We start from the raw sequence: 18,331 nt of genomic DNA, 5'->3' as shown, positions 1-18,331 counted from the left end.
ATCGCGGTGAGATAAGTAGCTCACGGGCGCCGTTTGATGGCAGCTTTTCGGCTAGCGAAAGGCAAATCTGCTATTCTGCTTTCCACCCAATAGCCGCCGTTTGCGTTGAGCCAACGGAAACGGGCCGCTGAATGTCCGAGATTGGGTGGTTTGCAGACGGGCCGCTTTTGGGCATGCTGCCGAACAAGCTGACGCACAACTGCGCGGAGGGTGGGTGAAAACGCTTATCGGGATTGTCGCCGCCTTGGCCGGAGCTACGGGCAGCAAAGCGGCACATTCGCAATCCTTCATATTCACCTGCGTGGGAACTGGTAGCTCACAGGGCAACGAGGGCGTTCGAAAGATCCGTGAGACCAGGTACCGCGTCGAAGGTGAAGGTCCGCAGGTCTCCATTCGCAATGGAGACAATGAATTCTGCATTCAAGGAGCCACCTGTGCGGTCGCAGTTGGCAGTGAGTTTGTGCAGGTTCAGGTTCGAAGCGTTCCTCACCATGACCCGGGTTACTCGGCCACCTTCCACATCGATCGAAAGAGCCTGATCTTCAAAGCTTCCGGAGGTGGTCTCGATGGCGGTTGGTCGATAACCGGAAAATGCAAACCCAGCCGCCCTTGATCAACTAAGAGGCGCCTCCTTTCCGGCGCTGATCCGAGCAGCGCAATGGCAGGCTTTGGGGTGAAAGCGGAACGGCCGGCTTTGGAAAGCGCCGCCGGAGAGCGCCGCGGCGCTCACGGCGACGCACCGAGTTTCATCTGTCGAACGATAGCGTCGTGATCGCCGACCACGGGATAACAATGATGTGGAAATCCCCGTCAGCAGGTTCGGCTGAAATACCGAACTCATCAGCTGCCTTGACGATTAAGTTCAGACATTCGGACTGGCCGACGAGTTGGACCACGGCTTTCGCAGCTCCGGCCTTGCGCACGATAGCCTGTTGCGCCGCCACTAGCATCGAGTTCACCCTCCTTCTTCAAGTAGAGCTATGCAGTCTCTGCGACGCGGATATATGGTAAGCGGTGGCCCTGCTCGCAACTTCACCTCGCGGTGGCAGCGATCTCGCGCACGCGCCTGATCAAGGCTTCTCGCGGTTGCCGGCCGTGAGCCAGGCGATGATCTGATACGCGTGCCGGCGGAGGCAATTGGGCTCCTGGATCAGCAGCGTGCACGCACCATGCGGATCTCGCTCAGCCAAGGAGGCGAGCTCGTGCAGGTCGCCTCGATAGTCGCGCAGGATCCGGATCGCCGCCAAGCCCATCCCGGCTGCCTCTTCCGCCTGGATCTCCAACGCCCGCTGATAGATGACGTTCGCCCGGCTGGCGCTAACGTGCAGCGCGTCGCCGATCGCCTGGAATGTTGCGCCCTCCTCGCGCATGCGCAGAGCCGTCTGGTGCCGTTCCCTCATGTGAGGGCGATAGCATCCGCTGTACCGATGTCACCAGCGCTGGCGATGAGCGCCTGCAGGGCAACGCTGCCGCCACGTCGACAGCCAAGCGGCGCCAATGACGATTTCGTGCCGGACCCAGATCCCGGGATGTGGGGCGCGTGATCCGGGCCCGAACCCATAGACGGCAGCTTTTGAGGCGAGCGTCCGAGATTGGGTGGTTAGCTGCCGTTGCATTTTTCGGCAGCTGCGGTGAGATGCTAGGCCAGCATGACGGAGACCATAGGGCTAGCCACCTCGCGAGATTGCAGGCGGCTGCCATGGGAAACAGAGATCTGAGGCGGTCCGAATACCATCCGGTCACAGTCAGCGCGCTCCCGTCGTTGTCTCTTACGCTTTGGGCTCGTGCGGCAGCGATGTCGGCGATCTCGCTTGCACCGGGAAATTGAGCGTCGATATCTTCACGAGGAGGACCGCGCGGGCCAGAGCCTCCTGCGTGAATGGTTTGGCGAGCACATGAATATCCTTGAGTGCATCGCGATCGATATCAGCGAATCCGCTAACGAGCAGCACGGGCATCTCGGGCCGCTCCTCCCGGATCATTTCGACCAGCTCCAGGCCGGTCATCCCGGGCATCAGCTGATCCGCGACGACAATATCGACGGCACTGCATTGCAGTTCGGCCAGTGCTGCACTTCCGGAAGCAGTCGGGATCACCATCGCACCAAGGTCCTCGAGCATCGCTGCCGTGTTGGCGAGTACGAGCGGATCGTCATCAACCACCAAGATGGTCATGGGCGGCAAGGTTGCTTCGGCGTCCTCGCGACGCACCGGTTCTGCCTTTTGCCTTGCCGTTCGCTCGGCGGTCGGAAGGTAGAGAGTGGCACAGGTGCCCTGGCCGATCGCGCTGCGCAGCACAAGGCTGCCGCCCGACTGGGCGGCAAGGCCCTGTACCATGGACAAGCCAAGGCCGGTGCCCTTGCCCACGCCTTTGGTCGTGAAAAACGGATCCGTCGCGCGGGCTAGGGTTTCCGGGTCCATGCCCTCGCCGGTGTCGGTCAGGATCAGGCAAACATAGAGCCCTGCTGGCAGGTTGGCGATTTCGCCTTCGGCGAGGACGGCCTCGAACGCTGCGATGTCGAGGTAGCCGCCGTCCGGCATCGCATCTCGGGCGTTCACCGCCAGGTTCAGCAATGCCATCTCGAGCTGATGGGCGTCCACGCGCGCCAATGGAAGGCTCGCGGAGAATTGGGTGTCGACCTTCACGCGCGGCCCCAGCGAGCGCTGCAGCAAATTGGCCATGCCGCGGATGAGAGCGGGGACGTCGACCGGCTCCGGCCGCAGGTCCTGGCGGCGGGCGAAGGCGAGTAGCCGCTGGGTCAGCGCCGCTCCGCGTTCCGCCCCCTCGTAAGCACTCGTCAGCAGCCGCAAGGCCTTGGCATCCTCGGGCACGCGCTTGCGGAGCAACTCCAGATTGCCGAGCACGACCGCGAGAAGATTGTTGAAATCATGGGCTATGCCGCCGGTCAACTGCCCCATCGCCTCAAGTTTCTGCGCCTGGCGCAGGGCCTGCTCGGCCTGATGGCGCGCCGTCACGTCGGTCAGCCCGCCAACAACGTACAGGAAGTTGCCGGCGCCGTCCCGCTCCACCCTGGCGGCGGAGACGAGCTCAAGAAGCGCGCCGCTCTTGGTGACCCCGCGATATTCGCGCGCGTGGGCCGAGCCGTTGCGCATCAGTTCTGGCCAGTCTCGTTGAAACTGGCTCGCCGAGGCCTCGGTGAGGAAATCGACGAAGCGGCGTCCGATCGCCTCGTCCCGCGTGTAGCCCATCAGCTCGAGCCAGGCGTCACTGACATGCTCGATGACTCCGAACCGGTCGAGTGCATGGAGGGGGAGCGGCGTGCCCTTGTACAAGGACCGGAACCGCTCCTCGCTCTGGCGGAGCGCCTCGGCCTCGCGTTGGGCGAGCAGGGCAAATCGCCGATCAAACATCGCCGCGACCAGCGATAGCGCCAGGATGAGAAAGGCAGCGCCGGACACGCTCACCGCCAGGCCCGCCTGGGTCGCATTGGCGTCCGAGTGCTCCATGCCCGCGCCTGCGGTCATAGTGAAGGTCGCGGCGCGCATGCCCGCGAAATGCATTCCGGCGATTGCCGTGCCCATCAAGACCGCTGCCCCAAGGCGAACGACGCTCTTGCTTTCGCGCGACGCCAACCACAGCGCCGCGGTTGCCGCGACGATCGCAATCAGGACAGAGAGGGTCAGCCAGACGGGGTCGTAGCGCAGCGTAGCTCGTGTCTGCATCGCCGACATGCCTATGTAGTGCATGGCAACGATCCCGAGACCCATGAACAGGCCTGCCGCGATCAGGGGCGCGATAGCACCACGGGCATGACTCATCACCGCGAAGCCTATGCCGGTGACCAGTACCGCGACGAGCAGCGACGCGACCGTCAGTTCGACGTCATAGCCGACCTCCATGCCCGGCATGCTAAAAGCGAGCATGGCGACGAAGTGCATGGCCCAGATGCCGCCCCCCATGCCGATCGCGGCGGTACAGAGCCAGGTCTGTCGCAGCCAACCTTCCGATGCTCGCACCCGGCTCGCGAGGTCGAGCGCCGTGTAGGAGGCGGCGATGGCGATCAGGATCGAGATGCACACGAGCACGGGATTGTGCATGCTGGTCAAGATCATCGCTTGGTCACTCGCCGGCCCATCCATTGTAAAGTTACCCGTGATTGCCTTATTCACAAGAACAGTTCCAGTCTGGTTACTTGTTACCAAGGCGCCCGACTACGGCGCAGCACTGACAAGATTAACGACACTGCAGACGTTCATCTCAGGGGCCAAAATCATAGCCCCGAGTACCGTAAAGGGAGCGTTTCCGTATGAGCCCTCCTTCAAGACCGCGTGCCGGTAACTATGATTCCGTGCGCGACGCCCAAGTGTCGGAAAGATCGGAAATATCATATACAGCCGGCTGACCGCGAGCGGCAGCTTGCAAAGCGGGCGACCCAGGCTGCTTTGCGCGAACGCCATCTCGAACTGGCAGACTGTCATGCCCACCTCGCGGAGCTGATGCTGCCTTGAATCCCACCGCGCTCGTGCCGGCGGCGCAGCAGTGCGTGGTTTGCCAAAGTCCGCCTTGGAACCACTGCACCGCTCGCGGAGGGCCCGCTTCATAACTCGCAGCAACTCCCTTCCTATTGCCTCCTCAATCTCGGTCGTTCCCAATTGCTGCCACTAGGAAGGTGACAAACGGCAGCTTTCGGGATCGCCCGCTTGCCCATCCTAACGCCTTACATTGGGGCGGTTGCAGACTGACGGCTTTTACGGGTCTGCGACCTAGAGCTTCACACGGTTTCCGGCGTTGAGCCAGGCGATGATTTGGTACGCGTGCCGGCGGAGGCAATTCGGCTCTTGGATCAGCAGCGTGTACGCGCCACGAGGGTCTCGCGCGGCGAAGGAGCGAGCTCGTGCAGATCGCCTCGATAGTGCCGCAGGATCCTGATCGCCCGCACGCCCATCCCGGCCGCCTCTTCCGCCTGCACTTCCAGCGCGCGTTGATAGATCACGTTCGCCCGGCTGGAGCTGACGCCCAGGGCCTCGCCGATCGCCTGGAATGTTGCGCCGTCCTCTCGCATGCGCAGGGCCGTCTGGTGCGGTTCCCTCATGCGTGCCGGGATAGCGTCACCTGCGGCCAAAGTCACCTGCGCTGGCGACTGCCGTAGCTGTGCCGCAGGCGCGGCTGGATGTCCGACCGACGTCAGACGGGCGCCTAACACGCTAACCGCAGTCCTCCAGCTCAAAGCCGCACTCAACCGACACGCGCGGCCACCAATCGAAGATAGCCACCATCCAACATAGCCTCGCCGTTTCGCGCCAGGCGTTGGATACGCAGACGCAGATAGTCGGAAGCGGCCCGCCAATCGCGGCGCACGGCCGCGGCCCCGAACAGCGCGGCGGCGATGTCACGCTGACTGGCGCCGTCCCGCGATGCGTCAAGCGCGCGCAGCATCTCGATCCAGCGCCGGGCACGGGGATCGCGCGGGAACAGTTCGGCCGGCATTCGCCCAAGGCGCCAGAGCCCCGCCAAGCGCCGCACGGTGAGCAGCTTGGGCTCGATATCCACCAGCCCCTCCAATGCGTAACGCAACCGGACCGGACCATCGAGCAAGCTGCCCTCGCGCAACGCGAGGTGGATATGGCGCGGGCCATCGCTGAGCAGCAGTTGGCGGGATCCACCATCGGGCGACAGCAACAGCACATCGACACCGACACGGCGAATATCGAGGCTGTCCTTCCCCTGCTCCGCCGGGATCGCATCCACGGTGACGACACCGCGATCATGCTCGGCGCGCCAGAGTATCCGCGCATGGAGCGCGTCGCATTCCGGCGCCTCCTGGAAACCACAGCCCCCAGCGCGCCGCACCTCCCGCCGGCGCGTGCAAATGCTCAAGGCTCCCACCAAGGCGAGATCGCGACAGAACCGAGGGCGCGGCGCTTTCGGCGCGATAGGCGGGATTGCGGCGCAGGAACTCCCAGGCGAAGCCATGGCGATCAAGCGCAAGCAGCGGCCGATAGCTCTCGGCGTCACGCCAATCCTCACCCATAGCCGAAGACATCGCGATGCTTGCCCGTCGCCATCCTCAAGCGGCGAACGCAGCATGCGGCAGCGGGCTTGTCGCGCCGCGGCCCGTGCGCGACTCGGAGCGGAGATACGATGCGCAACTTTCTGCGCACCGCCCGCCAAAATTCGGCGCACTCCCAGCAAATCCTTCCGTTGGCGCGGAATGACGCTGCCAAGGCCCTGGCAGCTTTCGCGCATGAGTCGGCTGGTCCGCGCGCGCCAAGATCGCGCTTGCCGCACATCGCCGAATTGCGCAGGGTCACACGGTCGGGTGCCGTGAATCAGGGGCGTTCCCAGGAGCCAGGGTAATGGCAGCGGGTCAGTCCTAAATAGCGGGCCTTTGCACAAAGGTTTCCAACACCCGACCCCTTCTGTGGCTTGCTGCCCCCCGGCATCCCATCCTAGGCCGGGATGCCGGGTGCCGCCCAATAGGGACCGTCCTCGAGCCCAGGGCGCCGCACATGCGGCAGGGCGTGGGGCGGCCACAACAAGCGGGCCTTTTTGCACAGGAGGTTCCAACACCCGGCCCCTTCCCTTTCCGGCACGAGTTGCCAGGAGTCCGCCAATGCGCCAGCATGGGCATGCCGCCGACGCATCGGCGGCAGGGGCGTGGAAACCCCTGTGCAAGATCGACGAGACCCGCGCGCCCAATGCTGGCCGCGGGTCCGCAACGGCGTGCCGGTTCATGACCGCGCGCCGCGGCTGCCCGGGATTTCCATTTTTGGCATGGCCGTCGCCCCTGTCTCGTTGGGGAGAGGATGCCATGGCCGGTCCAGGCCCGGACAAGCAGGACGCGCAGGTGCCCGAGGCGGTGCAGGCAAGCCTGCTTGAACATCTCTATCGCAGCCATGCCGGCTGGCTGAACCGCGTGCTCGCCTGGCGGCTGCGCACCACCGCGCTCGATGTCGACGACATTGTCCAGGAGACCTATGTCCGCATGGGGCGCTATGCGCCGGCAGATGCGGCGCGCCACCCCAAGGCGCTACTGCTCAGGATCGCGGTCAACCTGGCACGCGACCAGATGCGGCGCAATGTCGTGCGTGGCGGCCTGGCCGAGCCGCTCGACGAGGAAGGCGAGGCGAGCCTCGCTTCGGTCCTGCCCGAGCAGCACGAGGCGCTCGAGATGAAGCAGGCGATCCTCGCCTTGCCGCCGATTTATCGCGACGTGTTCGTGCTCAGCCGCTTTACCGGTTTGACCTATGAGGAGATCGCAAGCCATGTTGGCATCTCGGTCAAGACCGTCGAATGGCGGATGACCCGAGCGTTGGCGATGTGCGCGGCCAGGCTGCGCGACTAAACGGCGGGACGTCATGGGCACGGACGAGGAGCGCGCAGACGAGCAGGCAGCCGAATGGCTGGCACGGCTCAACAACCGTTCGGTCACCACCGAGGAGCTCGAGGAATTCTATCGCTGGCGCCGCAAACCCGGCAATGCCGCACGCTATGCCGAGATCGAGAGCTTATGGCGCCAGGCACGCGCGCTCGGCGACGATCCCGACATCGCCGCGGCGGCGCGCGACGCGCTCGCCCGGCCCCGGCTCGAGCGGATGGAATCGGAAGCGCGCGGCTGGCGGCCGAGCCGCCGGGCGGTGCTGGCGGGCGCCGCCCTGGCACCGGTCGCGGCAGGGGCCAGCTGGCTGCTGCTGCCGATGGCGCGCGCCTATCAGACCGCGACCGGCGAGCAACTGGTGGTCAGCCTGGGCGATGGCTCGAGGATCCGGCTCAACACCGACAGCCGACTCCACGTTGATGCCGGCGATACCGGGCGCCGGGTGACGCTTGAGCGCGGACAGGCCTTTTTCGAAGTGAAGCATGATCCGGCGCGGCCTTTCGAGGTCCGCGCCGGCAAGGCCGCGATCCGCGCCGCGGGGACGCAGTTCGACGTGCACCGCAGCGACGAAGCCGTGCAGGTCGTGCTCACGCAAGGCAGCGTCTCGGTCGATGCCGGTGCCGGCGTTCCCCCGACATTGCTCAAGGCCGCTGGCGAATGCGCGACGATCGGCCCGGCGGGCGCGCTGGCGGTCAGCCATGTCGATGTCGAGGCGGCGACCAGCTGGACCACCGGCCGGCTCGTCTTCCATGCCACACCGCTCGCCAATGCGATCGCCGAGGCCAACCGCTATAGCCGGACCCGGATCGAACTGGAGGACCCGTCGCTGGCCGGGGCCAAGGTCAACGGCAGCTTCGAGACCGGCGACATGGACTCGTTCGTCGCGGCGGTCTCCGCGCTGTTCGACCTGAAGAAAAGAACACAGGAGAATCGGATTCTTCTGTCGCGTAATTGACATGCCCAGCCGTCCCGCAAAATTTATTCTGCGAAGCAGCCAGGGTCACCCCTTCCCCGCCGCGTTGCTTCCTCGATCGCTGCACAAACGCGCGATTTGAGTGACCGACCGGGAATACCGGCGCGCAGGGGAGAAGACCGTGAGGAAAGAACCGATCATCGCCGGGAGCACGCGATTCAGCCTGATGGGGGCGGCGGCGATCGCGATGATCGCACCGGGCCCGGCCTGGTCGGCCCGCGCGCAGCAGGAATTCCACATCGCCGCGGGACCGCTCGACCAGGCGCTGGCCACCTATGCGCGGATCACCCATCGCCAGCTTCTCTATCCTAGCACGCTCGTCGCCGGTCTAACCAGCCAGGCACTCGATGGCCGCTACGGCGATGACGAAGCGCTTGCGCAACTGCTGCGCGGGACCGGCATCGCGGTCCGGCGCGCGGGCAACGCCTATGTACTGTTCCAGCGGCGGGTGCCTGCGCCCCGGACAGCCGCCAAGCCGGCGCGCCCCCAACGCGCCACGCCGATGCCCGCCACGCCCATATCGGCACCCGCGCCGCGCGCGGCGCAGGAGGAAAATGGCGACACCAAGATCCTGGTGACTGGGTCGAACATCCGCGGGATTTCGGAAAGGGCGTCGCCGATGGTCGTGCTCGACCGATTCGACATCGACCGGGCTGGCCATGGCTCGGTCGGCGAGGCGATCGCAGCGCTCCCGCAGAATTTCGGTGGCACCGGCACCGAGGACACCAGCCTGACCGGGGCGGACCGCACCACCCAGAATATCGGCCTTGGCACCAGCGCCAATCTGCGCGGGCTCGGCAGCGACGCGACGCTGACGCTGGTCAATGGCCGCCGCCTGCCGGGCTCGGGCGGGCAAGGCGATTTTGCCGACATCTCGCTGATCCCGCTCGCGGCGGTCGAGCGGATAGAGATCCTCACCGACGGCGCCTCGGCGCTCTATGGTTCCGACGCGGTCGGCGGCGTCGTCAACATCCTCTTGCGCAAGACATTGGACGGCGGCGAGACGCGGCTGCGGCTCGGCACTGCGACGCAGGGCGGCGCCAGCGAGGTCCAGATCGGCCAGGTGCTCGGCGCGAGCTGGTCGACGGGCCATGTCCTCGCGGCCTATGAATATATGCACCGTGGCCGCCTGCGCACCGACCAGCGTGCCTATACGCGATCGCCCGACTTGCGGCCGTTCGGCGGCAGCGACTGGCGCTCCTATTTCTCCAATCCCGGCACAATCCTGACCATCACACCGGCGGGCGCTATCGAGCCGGCCTTTGCCATTCCCACCGGCCAGAACGGCACCGGCCTTAGCCCAAAGGATTTCCTCGCGGGCCAGAACCTCGAGAATTTCCGTGTCGGCACCGACTTGCTGCCGCGCCAGGACCGACACGCGGCCTATCTCAGCGCCGAGCAGGATCTGGGCACGCTGCAGCTATTCGCCGAGGGCCGCTATGCGCACCGGTCCTTCGAGAGCAACGGCCAGGCCTCGACCGGGCTGGCCCAGGTCGATGCCCGCAACCCCTATTTCGTCAGCCCCGACGGGTCGCCCTACAGCCTGATCGCCTATTCCTTCACCCGCGAGATCGGCCCGATCCGGCAACCGGGCTCGGTGACGTCGTGGAGCGCCACGGCGGGGGCGACGGTTGCGCCCTTTGGCGACTGGCAAGCCGAGACCTATGCCAGCCACGCCCGGGAGCGGACCTATACCGCCTATGAGAATGTGGTGAACTCGACCTATTTCGCGGAAGCCGTCGGATCGCTGCCGGACGATCCCGGTACCGCATTCAGCACAGCGACCAACGGCTTCTTCAACCCCTATGGCGATGGTCTGGTCAACAGCCAGGCGATCCTCGACTTCATCGGCCAGGGTTTCGCGCGCAACACCACGATCAGCGTGATGGATACCGCCAATTTGAAGGCGGACGGCAGTCTGTTCCGCCTGCCCGGCGGGCGGATCAAGGCGGCCTTCGGCGTCAATTTCCGGCATGAGCATTTCGAGCGCAGCGGCGAGAATTTCTTCTCCGGGACCAAGCCGACCGCGCTGACCGGCACCCATGCCGGGCGCGACATCACCGCGGCCTTTGCCGAACTGGCGGTGCCCTTGTTCGGGCCCGATAATGGCCGGCCGGGCCTTAGGCGGCTGACGCTCTCCGCTGCCGTGCGCCATGAACATTACAGCGACTTTGGCGGCACCACCAATCCCAAGCTCGGCCTGGTCTGGGAACCGAGCACGGAGCTCGGCTTCAAGGCGAGCTGGGGCACCTCGTTCCGGGCACCGGTGCTGCGCGAGGTACGCGATGCGCTCAGCGTCTCCTATGTCCAGCTGCGCGACGCGGCGGGCGTGCTGACCCCGGTCGTGACCCTCTACGGCGGCAACCCCGATCTCAAGCCCGAGACCGCAAGCTCGCTGACGCTCAATCTGCGCTATCAGCCGAACTGGGCACGCCGCTGGCATGTCGAGGCGACCTGGTTCCAGACCAAGTTCAAGAACCGGATCGAGCGGCCAGCCTATGACAATCTGAGCGACGCACTCTCCAACATGATCTTCTCGCCCTATATCAGCCGGGTCGATCCCGTCGCGAACCCCGCCGACCGCGAACGGCTGCTGGCGCTGATCAACGCGCCCGGCTCGTTGATCGCAGGGCTCTTCCCGCCCGAATTCTACAAGGCGATCCTCGACGGACGGCTGGTCAATTCGAGCGAGCTCGTGGTGCGGGGCATGGACCTGCTGGCAGCGGGATCGTTCGACCTGGCCGGCGGCGCCGCCACGCTCAGCGCCAATGCCTCGCACATGTTCGACTATCAGCGCCGCATCACGCCGCTGGCGCCGCGGATCGAGCAGGTCGGCACGATCGCCAACCCGCCGGCCTGGCGGCTGCGGGCCTCGGCCGGCTGGGACAGGCAAGGCTGGGGCGTCTCGGTAACGCTCAACCATGTCAGCGGCTACCTCGATGATGTGAGCAGCCCGGCGCGCCCGGTCGGCAGCTGGACGACGTTTGACGCGCAGCTGCGCATTCAGCCCAAGGCGTTCGAGCGCATCGGGCTCAGCTTCGCGCTCAATGCGCAAAACCTGCTCGATGCCGATCCGCCCTTCGTCGATCAGCCGAGCGGGTTCGGCTATGGCGCGGCCAATGCCGACCCGATCGGCCGGTTCGTGTCGCTGCAGGTCGTCAAGAAATGGTGACGCAGTCCTAGCGGCCCGCGCGCCTTCCCTTCACCAACCTGGATAATCGACCATGCGCTTCACCTGGATGGCCGCGCTATGCCTGATGCTGTGCCCGACACTGAGTCGATCGGCGACAGCCGGGCCCTATACGATCGACGACCTGCTGCGGCTGGAAAGCTATGGGCAAGTGCTGGTCGAGCCCGGCGGCCAGTTCGCGGTCGTCGAGCGGCGCGCGCGCTTCGACAGCGCGCCGGACTTTCGCTATGACTGGAACGTCAAGCGGCTGGTCTCGAAGCTGCTCGTGATCGACCTGGCTGGCAAGGCGCCTGCCCGCCCGCTCTTCGCCCAGGACCCAAAGACAGGCTATTGGGCAGGCGACTTCTCGCCTTCGGGCCGCCGCCTGTCGGTCTTCCGCTTCGCCGAGAACCGCCTCCAGCTCGGCGTGGTCGAACTGGCGAGCGGCGCAGTGCGCTGGCTCGACCTGGTGCCGGACCTGCCCGACGCGCATCCGGCCCCGCTCTGGCTGGACGATGACCGGCTGCTCGTCGTGACGCTGGCAGATGGCGGGTTGCCCGCCTTGTTCCAGAACCCCGTCAACGCCCAGCGCTTCGCCGCCGCCGGCTGGGCGAAGACCGCTCGCGGACAGAAACCAGCCTCGACCTTGCTCGGCAGCGGCCGTTTCCTGGCGCGCGGCACGAGTTATCGCGACCGCCGGGTCGTCGAGTTGAACCTCGCAACGGGCGCCACGCGCACCCGCTTCCAGGGCGATGTGCTCGACCTCGCGCTCTCGAGCGACCATCGTCAGCTCGCGCTGCTGGACAAGGGCGGGCCAGTCCAGCCCGATCCGGCACTTGCCATCGACCCGGCATTCGAGCCACGCCGCCAGCGCCTGACGATCCTCGACCTGGCGCGCGGCACGCCGCGGCAGCCTTGCCCGGGATGCGATATCCTGCCGAGCTTGCTCCACTGGTCCCCAACCGGCGCGCAATTGCTCTTCTATGCCCGCGCCGATGGCGAATCCTGGGCACAAGGCCAGCTCTACCGGTTCGATGCGCGCAGCGACACCATCTCCACGCCGCTGCCGGCGACGCTCCGTGCCGTGCCGCAGATCGCCGGCGGCAGCGCGCGGTTCGTACCCGCCGGCTGGGCTGGCGACCGCCCCCTGGTCTTCGCCGAGCGCAGCACCGACCATCGGCGCGACTGGTACCGTATCGAGGGCAAGACCGGCGCGCGGGCGATTACGGCCGATTTTCCGACGGCGCCTGCCGAACTGGCCGCCGCCGATACGGCACATTTCTATGCCGGCGATGTACGCGGGCTGTGGCGCGGCAACTGGGACGGCGGGCTCCAACGCGTCGCCGATGGCCCGGTCCGCACGGTACGGCCGCTGCTGTTCGATGGCCATAGCCTCGGCACCCGCCGCTGGATCAATGCCATCCCGGCGCGGGCCATGGCATTGCTCGGCACCAACGATGCCGCCCATGTCCTGGTCGAGGACCAGACGGGCCGGCTTCAGAGCGACAGGATCGCGCACGGCGGCATGATGCTGGCGATGACGCCCTCGGGCGGGCTCCTCAGCTATGGGGAGGACGATCACGGCGTCGGCACGCTGTGCTGGAGCGAGCGTGGTACTGAGCGCGTGCTCGACCGGATCAACCAGCATCTATCTGCGGTCGAGCCGCCGAAGCGCGTGTTGCTGCACAGCAAGGCCGCGGACGGCACGACCCTCAATCACTGGCTGTTGCTGCCGCCCAGATCCGACGCGCCGCCCCGGCTGATCGTCGTCCCCTACCCCGGCTATCCCTATGGCACCACGCCCCCCGCCGACTCCCGGCCCGCGATGCCGACGATCATGACCCATCCGCAGCTGCTGGTCGGCCATGGCTATGCGGTGCTCCAACCCAGCATCCCGCTCGCGCCCGGCCCGGGCGACCCGCTCCCCACGATCGTCGCGGAAATCGCCCAGGCGGTCGATGCGGCGCAGGCAAGCGGCCTCATATCGCGCGCCAAGCCGCTTCTAGTTGGGCACAGCTATGGCGGCTATACGGTGCTCGGCACCGCTGCGCTCAGCGACCGCTTCGCCGGCGTCGTCGCCGCCAATGGCATCTATGACCTCACCAGTGTCTATGGCGCGATGGACCCGCGCATCGACTATGGAGATAACGGCATCTCTCTGACCATCCCGATCGGCTGGTCGGAAGGCGGCCAGGGCCGGATGGGTGTGCCGCCCTGGGCCGCGCTCGCGCGCTATGCGAAGAACAGCCCCTTTTATCATGTCGAGGACATCCGGGTGCCGGTGCTGCTGGTCACCTCCGACCTCGACTATGTGCCGGCGGCACAGGCCGAGCGCATGTTCCTGGCGCTTTACCGCCTTGGCAAGGACGCGATGCTGCTGCGCTACAAGGGCGAGAGCCACAGCCTGATCAGCCCGGCGAACCTACGCGACTATTGGGCACATGTCTTTGCGTTCCTCGATGCGTCTCGGAATCCACTTGAAGATGCCGGCCCCCAATAGCGCCAAGCCTCCAACGCATAGGCAACGATCGCCGACGGAGAACTCAATAAATGCGGGCCTTTCGGCATGGCCATCGATGGCGGTGGATGAAACGGAAAGCAGTCAATGGATGTTCGCCTCCTTTGACTGCTAGAAGTCGAGGCCCCTCGACCGGCGTGAAGCGGTGTCCCTCGGAGGTCTCGTCCGTTTCGAGGACCAATGGCCCGGGCTGCGCGCGGCCGGCGCATCGGGGAAGCGCTGATAGGGCGCAAACCATTCGCGACCGTCGAAAGAACAAGACGGTTCGGTGGAGGGGCGGTGCAGGGTGAAACCGCCCAAGGAGGCGGGTTCTATTTCTTCGTGCGAGCGCCCTTATAAACCCAGCCTCTCATCCTTATATGTGATCTGCTGACGTCGCGTGCGACGGATATCGGGCCGCTTCGGCTCTCCCCTTGTCCCTTTCTAGCTCTCGAAGCCGGGATGCGCTGCTTTTGGCGCATGCCCGCCATACATGGGACAAAGGATACCCATATGATCACCGGAACTGTAAAATTCTTCAACCCTGACAAGGGCTTCGGCTTTATCGCGCCCGAGACGGGCGGCGATGATGCGTTCGTCCACATTTCCGCGATCGAGCGCGCGGGCTTGCGCACGCTCGATAAGGACCAGCGCGTTACCTACGAGCTGGAGACCGATCGCCGCGGCAAGACCTCCGCTGTGAACCTGCAGTCCGCCTGACGGTTCGGGCGAGCCTAGCGCTCGCCCAGCCAACCGCAGGTCGCGCAAGGGTGTGGCCTGACTCATGAAGGAATGCCATGTCCCGAGCGATCAACCTGAACGCGACGCAAGACCATGTCATCGCCGCTTGCGCCAAGCGCAAGATCGGCATCAGCGCAATCGAAACCCTTCAGTCCGGCGGAACGCGTCTTGTGATGAACAATGTCGAGGATGCCGCGGAAATCGCCAAGGTCTACGGGTCGAAGGTACTCACGGGCAAGGTTGTCCGAACCGCCACGCGCCTGGGCCGTCTGTAACGGATATCGGAGAAATTATGCCCGCATTTAAGACCCCGACATTTCAGGAACGTACCGCGGCTGCCGCAACGGCCAGGAGTAGAGCGCTCGCCCTACTGCGATCGAAGCCGCAGGCCGATGCGACGACGGTAGCTGCCGCCCTTGCGCGGCGCGCAGCACGGGAAGCTACCGAGGCCGAAAAGCGGACGGCTGCACGTGCCGCGCGTGCTCTGGCCGCAGTGCATAAGCAGGCCAGCAAGGCTGAGGCGGCCCAGATCGCCGCGACGCCGGTGGCGCCGGAGCGGACGGAGGCCGACCGCAAGGCCGCGCGCGATGCGCGTTACGCTGCACGCAAGGAGCGCAAGTCGTCGCGCTAAGCTGCTCACACCGTCACTTCCTGAGACACCGCGCCCGCCCGACCGCGGTTTCATCGAACACATCCGCAAGCGGTGGCACTCCAGTCGCCGCTTGCGCCCGAGACTAAGGGGCAATTCGACGGTGCTCGCGCGATCTTGTCGTCTCAACCGGGTCGATCCTGATACTGCTGACCCTGCTCGGCTCCGGCCCAAGGCAACCCTGTCGCGGCGCGTGTCCGAGCTGGAAGCCGGTCTCGGCCTGCGCCTGTTCGAACGCGGCGCGCGCGACCTGAAGCTCACCGAGGAGGTTCGACTGCTTCATGCGTGGACCAGCGCGCTGCTCACCGAACTCGACGAAACCGCCGCGACGATCGCCTCGGGCGGCGACAGTCCGCCCGGACCGTTACGGATCAGCGCGCCCCTCCTCTTCTCCCCAGATCGCGATGGGCAGGATCGCGGCAGGCTTCGCGCTCGAATATCCCGAGGTCCGGCTCGAGGTGACGACCGACGACCGCCCCGTCGACATGATCGAGGAAGGCTATGACCTGGTCATCCGCGTCAACCCGCCTCCCAATGAGAGCCTGATCAGCCGGGCCTTTCTGCACGATCGGCGGCTGGTCGTGACGGCGCCCTCCCTCGCCTTTCCCGAGACGAGTGCGCCCGCACCGATAGTGGCGCGAGGATCCGCCGATCCGCGAACCGGCTGGACGCTGAGGAGGAATGGAACGGCGAGCACGATCCCGGTCGTGCCCGACTATCGCTCGCCTCGATGACTATGGTTCGCGATGCAATATTGCAGGGTGTCGGGGCCGGTCGCCTGTCCTTGTCGCTGGTCCGCCGTGACCTGGACGCAGGCTGGCTGGTCAAATGGGGCGATGTCGAAGGTCCGGACATTGCCCTATGGGCGGCTCTATCCCTCGCGCCAGCTATTGAGCCCCCGGGTCTCTGCGTTCCTCGCCTATCTGGCGAAGCTGTCCCCGCAGGGCCACCCGGAGGAGCTGGCGGTCTTTCTCGATTGAGCACATGGCGCTTTGTGGAAGACAGATGTGGACACCTCCCCCGCAAGGCTAGAAAGGGGCAGCAAAAGACTGCGAGTCGACCAAGGTCGCCTGACGAGAGCACCGTCGCTCAGGGCCACTGCTTTCCGTCGCCCCAGGGCGCAACGCGCGCTCCGAAGTCCCGGGAACGGCCGTCCGAACCTCGCCAGGCCATCGCCGAATATTGCATGTTCGGCCCCACCTTGCCGCCTCGACCTTTGGCAGCGATTGGCGGAGGCGACGCCTTCCGGCTTGACGAGGGCATCAATCGAACCCGGACAGATTCAGGGCCGACCTGATGCCGTGTCGGCCCTATTGCACCAGTTCGAGGATCTGCCCTTCACGCGTAAGCTGCGCGCGGAGTTTCGAGTAATCGATATCCTGCACCGGCAACTGGTCATCGATAGCGATCGAGGCTGCGACCGATGCCGACTGGCCCAGGATCATGAAGACCGGCTCCATCCGGATCGACCCATAGGCGATATGCGAGGCCGACAATGCCACAGGTACGAGCAGGTTGGTGACCTCGCCTCTGCGCGGGACGATCGCGTCATAGCTTATCGGATAGGCCCGGCCGGGACTGATCTCGATATTGCCTTCATTGCGGACGAAACCACGCGCGTCGATGATCCGCTGCACATTGTGCGAGTCCATGTTGTACGAGCCCATCCCGATCGGCCGCGGCGTCGGGCTTGTGCCTCGCAGGTGCGGCTCCGCCATCACGAAGTCGGACACCATGCGGCGCGCCTCGCGCACGTACATTTCGCGGGGCCAGTGGCCGTTACGCGTGAACTCGTCCTTGCAGAGGCCCCATTTCGACATCTCCGCGCGCATATCCGCCGGCACGCCGGGATCATGCGCCATGAACCAGAGCAGTCCCTGCTGATAGCGCGTGTGCTCGCGCGCGATCGCCTGTCGTTCGGCGTCGCTACCCTCGGGATAGCGATAGTTCATCCCGATATTGTCGAAGGAGAAGGCGCCGAAGTTGTTCGTGTCGGTCTTGCCGTTCGGAATCCGGTCGAACTTGCGGAAGAAGTCGCGATAGCCCGCATCCATGTAGCGCTTGAGCAGCGCATATTGGCCGGCGTCGTAGCCCCGCGGCCTGGAAAAGGGCACCCGATTGGCCGGCACGTCGGTCAGGCACATCCGGTAGGTATAGGCCTGGATCCTGGCATCCGCGCTGCCATCCGGCGCCGGGCGCTCCGCGCTGATCCGCGGCAGCAGGCCGCTGGAAGGATCCCCCGCAACGCGATAGGGGTCTATGTCGAGCGTGAACTGGTGGTTGGTGGTGTTCTTCAGCTGCACGCCATTCAGCGTCTCGCCATAGGCCGCATTGGCCTCCCGGCCGACCGTGAACCGGACCCCGGCGCCTGCCATCAGATCGCCTTCATAGGTCGCGTCGATGAAGACCTTGCCTTCGAACCGCTGCCCCGTCTTCGAACGGAAAGCGACGACGCGCCGGTTCGCGACCTCGACCCCGCGCTTCGAGCGGTCGAGCGGCTGGTTGCGGACGATCGTCACCCCCGCCGCGCGCGCCCAGTCTTCGTAGATCCGTTCGCCGACCCCGGGTTCGAACTGCCACATCGCCTCGCCGTCGACGAAGTTCTCGGCGCGCGCCGGCCGGGGCGCGTGCACCCACATCTTCGGGTCGTCATAATGGCGCTTCACCTTGCGATAGAATTCGAGCGACAGGCCACCGATCGCGCGATGATTGCCGGTATCCGACCATCCCAGGCCGTTGGTCGACATGCCCCCGAGATAGTCCTCTCGACACACCAGCAGCACGGATCGCCCCAGGCGCCGTGCCTCGATGGCGGCGATCACGCCCCCGGAGGTGCAGCCATAGATCACGATATCGGCGCGCCTTGGCGCCGCCACCGCATCCGGCACGCCCAGGGCCAGGGCGAAAGGCGCGGCACAGGCGACAGCCAGGACGCGGCGAAGTGTGCGTTCGATCATGTTCCC

Annotated in this window: 18 protein-coding genes; 11 read left to right on the top strand and 7 right to left on the bottom strand. The window is 65.7% G+C overall.

Translation table 11 applies throughout. The annotated features are described in order from the left end of the window. The first annotated feature begins 214 nt into the window (after nucleotides 1–214). Nucleotides 215–613: a hypothetical protein gene (locus tag J2W22_RS22485; protein WP_307120512.1), complete on the top strand. Its 399-nt coding sequence runs from the start codon at nucleotides 215–217 to the stop codon at nucleotides 611–613. Between the two features lie 133 nt (nucleotides 614–746). Here J2W22_RS22485 and J2W22_RS22480 read toward each other — a convergent pair whose 3' ends face one another. The 6 genes from J2W22_RS22480 to J2W22_RS22455 all read right to left on the bottom strand — a co-directional run bounded on the left by J2W22_RS22480 (nucleotide 747) and on the right by J2W22_RS22455 (nucleotide 5,992). Beyond that, the gene (locus J2W22_RS22480) at nucleotides 747–950 is read right to left on the bottom strand and encodes a hypothetical protein (protein ID WP_307120511.1); all 204 of its coding nucleotides are present in this window, start codon (nucleotides 948–950) and stop codon (nucleotides 747–749) included. A gap of 120 nt (nucleotides 951–1,070) precedes the next feature. Next, on the bottom strand, nucleotides 1,071–1,370 hold the full coding sequence (locus J2W22_RS22475) for a hypothetical protein (protein WP_307120510.1): 300 nt from the start codon (nucleotides 1,368–1,370) through the stop codon (nucleotides 1,071–1,073). 399 nt (nucleotides 1,371–1,769) lie between these two features. Further along, nucleotides 1,770–4,073, bottom strand: a complete 2,304-nt coding sequence (locus J2W22_RS22470) for an MHYT domain-containing protein (protein WP_307120509.1) — start codon at nucleotides 4,071–4,073, stop codon at nucleotides 1,770–1,772. Between the two features lie 731 nt (nucleotides 4,074–4,804). Further along, nucleotides 4,805–5,023, bottom strand: coding sequence for a hypothetical protein (locus tag J2W22_RS22465; protein WP_307120508.1), 219 nt, complete (start codon nucleotides 5,021–5,023; stop codon nucleotides 4,805–4,807). A gap of 173 nt (nucleotides 5,024–5,196) precedes the next feature. Next, entirely contained in the window at nucleotides 5,197–5,838 is a 642-nt protein-coding gene (locus J2W22_RS22460) for a DNA -binding domain-containing protein (RefSeq protein ID WP_307120507.1), read from the bottom strand. After that, on the bottom strand, nucleotides 5,726–5,992 hold the full coding sequence (locus J2W22_RS22455) for a transcriptional regulator domain-containing protein (protein WP_307120506.1): 267 nt from the start codon (nucleotides 5,990–5,992) through the stop codon (nucleotides 5,726–5,728). The genes J2W22_RS22460 and J2W22_RS22455 overlap by 113 nt, the downstream gene beginning before the upstream one ends. Nucleotides 5,993–6,772: 780 nt before the next feature. Between J2W22_RS22455 and J2W22_RS22450 the strand changes: the two genes are divergently transcribed. The 10 genes from J2W22_RS22450 (at nucleotide 6,773) to J2W22_RS22410 (ending at nucleotide 16,348) form a co-directional block, all read left to right on the top strand. Continuing rightward, entirely contained in the window at nucleotides 6,773–7,306 is a 534-nt protein-coding gene (locus tag J2W22_RS22450; protein WP_307120505.1) for an RNA polymerase sigma factor, read from the top strand. Between the two features lie 13 nt (nucleotides 7,307–7,319). Next, a complete protein-coding gene (locus J2W22_RS22445) occupies nucleotides 7,320–8,294 on the top strand; it encodes a FecR family protein (protein ID WP_307120504.1) in 975 nt (324 codons plus the stop codon). Nucleotides 8,295–8,433: 139 nt separating this feature from the next. Next, on the top strand, nucleotides 8,434–11,484 hold the full coding sequence (locus tag J2W22_RS22440) for a TonB-dependent receptor (RefSeq protein WP_307120503.1): 3,051 nt from the start codon (nucleotides 8,434–8,436) through the stop codon (nucleotides 11,482–11,484). Nucleotides 11,485–11,536: 52 nt separating this feature from the next. Next, nucleotides 11,537–13,981 (top strand): S9 family peptidase, encoded by a 2,445-nt coding sequence (locus J2W22_RS22435; RefSeq protein ID WP_307120502.1) that lies wholly within the window; start codon nucleotides 11,537–11,539, stop codon nucleotides 13,979–13,981. 510 nt (nucleotides 13,982–14,491) lie between these two features. Next, on the top strand, nucleotides 14,492–14,698 hold the full coding sequence (locus J2W22_RS22430) for a cold-shock protein (protein WP_183998686.1): 207 nt from the start codon (nucleotides 14,492–14,494) through the stop codon (nucleotides 14,696–14,698). A gap of 77 nt (nucleotides 14,699–14,775) precedes the next feature. After that, complete coding sequence (locus tag J2W22_RS22425; protein WP_183998685.1) at nucleotides 14,776–14,994, top strand: hypothetical protein; 219 nt, start codon at nucleotides 14,776–14,778, stop codon at nucleotides 14,992–14,994. 17 nt (nucleotides 14,995–15,011) lie between these two features. Beyond that, nucleotides 15,012–15,350 (top strand): DUF6481 family protein, encoded by a 339-nt coding sequence (locus J2W22_RS22420; RefSeq protein WP_183998684.1) that lies wholly within the window; start codon nucleotides 15,012–15,014, stop codon nucleotides 15,348–15,350. Then, entirely contained in the window at nucleotides 15,307–15,873 is a 567-nt protein-coding gene (locus J2W22_RS23515; protein WP_373423010.1) for a LysR family transcriptional regulator, read from the top strand. Before J2W22_RS22420 ends, J2W22_RS23515 begins: the two co-directional genes overlap by 44 nt. Further along, nucleotides 15,773–16,102 carry a LysR substrate-binding domain-containing protein gene (locus tag J2W22_RS22415; protein WP_246426096.1) on the top strand — a complete coding sequence of 110 codons (330 nt, stop codon included), beginning with the start codon at nucleotides 15,773–15,775 and terminating at the stop codon, nucleotides 16,100–16,102. The genes J2W22_RS23515 and J2W22_RS22415 overlap by 101 nt, the downstream gene beginning before the upstream one ends. Before the next feature lie 102 nt (nucleotides 16,103–16,204). Next, complete coding sequence (locus J2W22_RS22410; RefSeq protein ID WP_246426095.1) at nucleotides 16,205–16,348, top strand: hypothetical protein; 144 nt, start codon at nucleotides 16,205–16,207, stop codon at nucleotides 16,346–16,348. 330 nt (nucleotides 16,349–16,678) lie between these two features. Here J2W22_RS22410 and J2W22_RS22405 read toward each other — a convergent pair whose 3' ends face one another. Continuing rightward, on the bottom strand, nucleotides 16,679–18,325 hold the full coding sequence (locus tag J2W22_RS22405) for an FAD-dependent oxidoreductase (protein ID WP_307120501.1): 1,647 nt from the start codon (nucleotides 18,323–18,325) through the stop codon (nucleotides 16,679–16,681). Between the last annotated feature and the right edge of the window lie 6 nt (nucleotides 18,326–18,331).

The sequence above is a fragment of the Sphingomonas kyeonggiensis genome, from assembly GCF_030812785.1.
In the GTDB taxonomy this organism is placed as follows: domain Bacteria; phylum Pseudomonadota; class Alphaproteobacteria; order Sphingomonadales; family Sphingomonadaceae; genus Sphingomonas; species Sphingomonas kyeonggiensis_B.
Note: the sequence above shows the minus strand (reverse complement) of the source record. Positions and strands in the feature narration are given on the sequence as shown.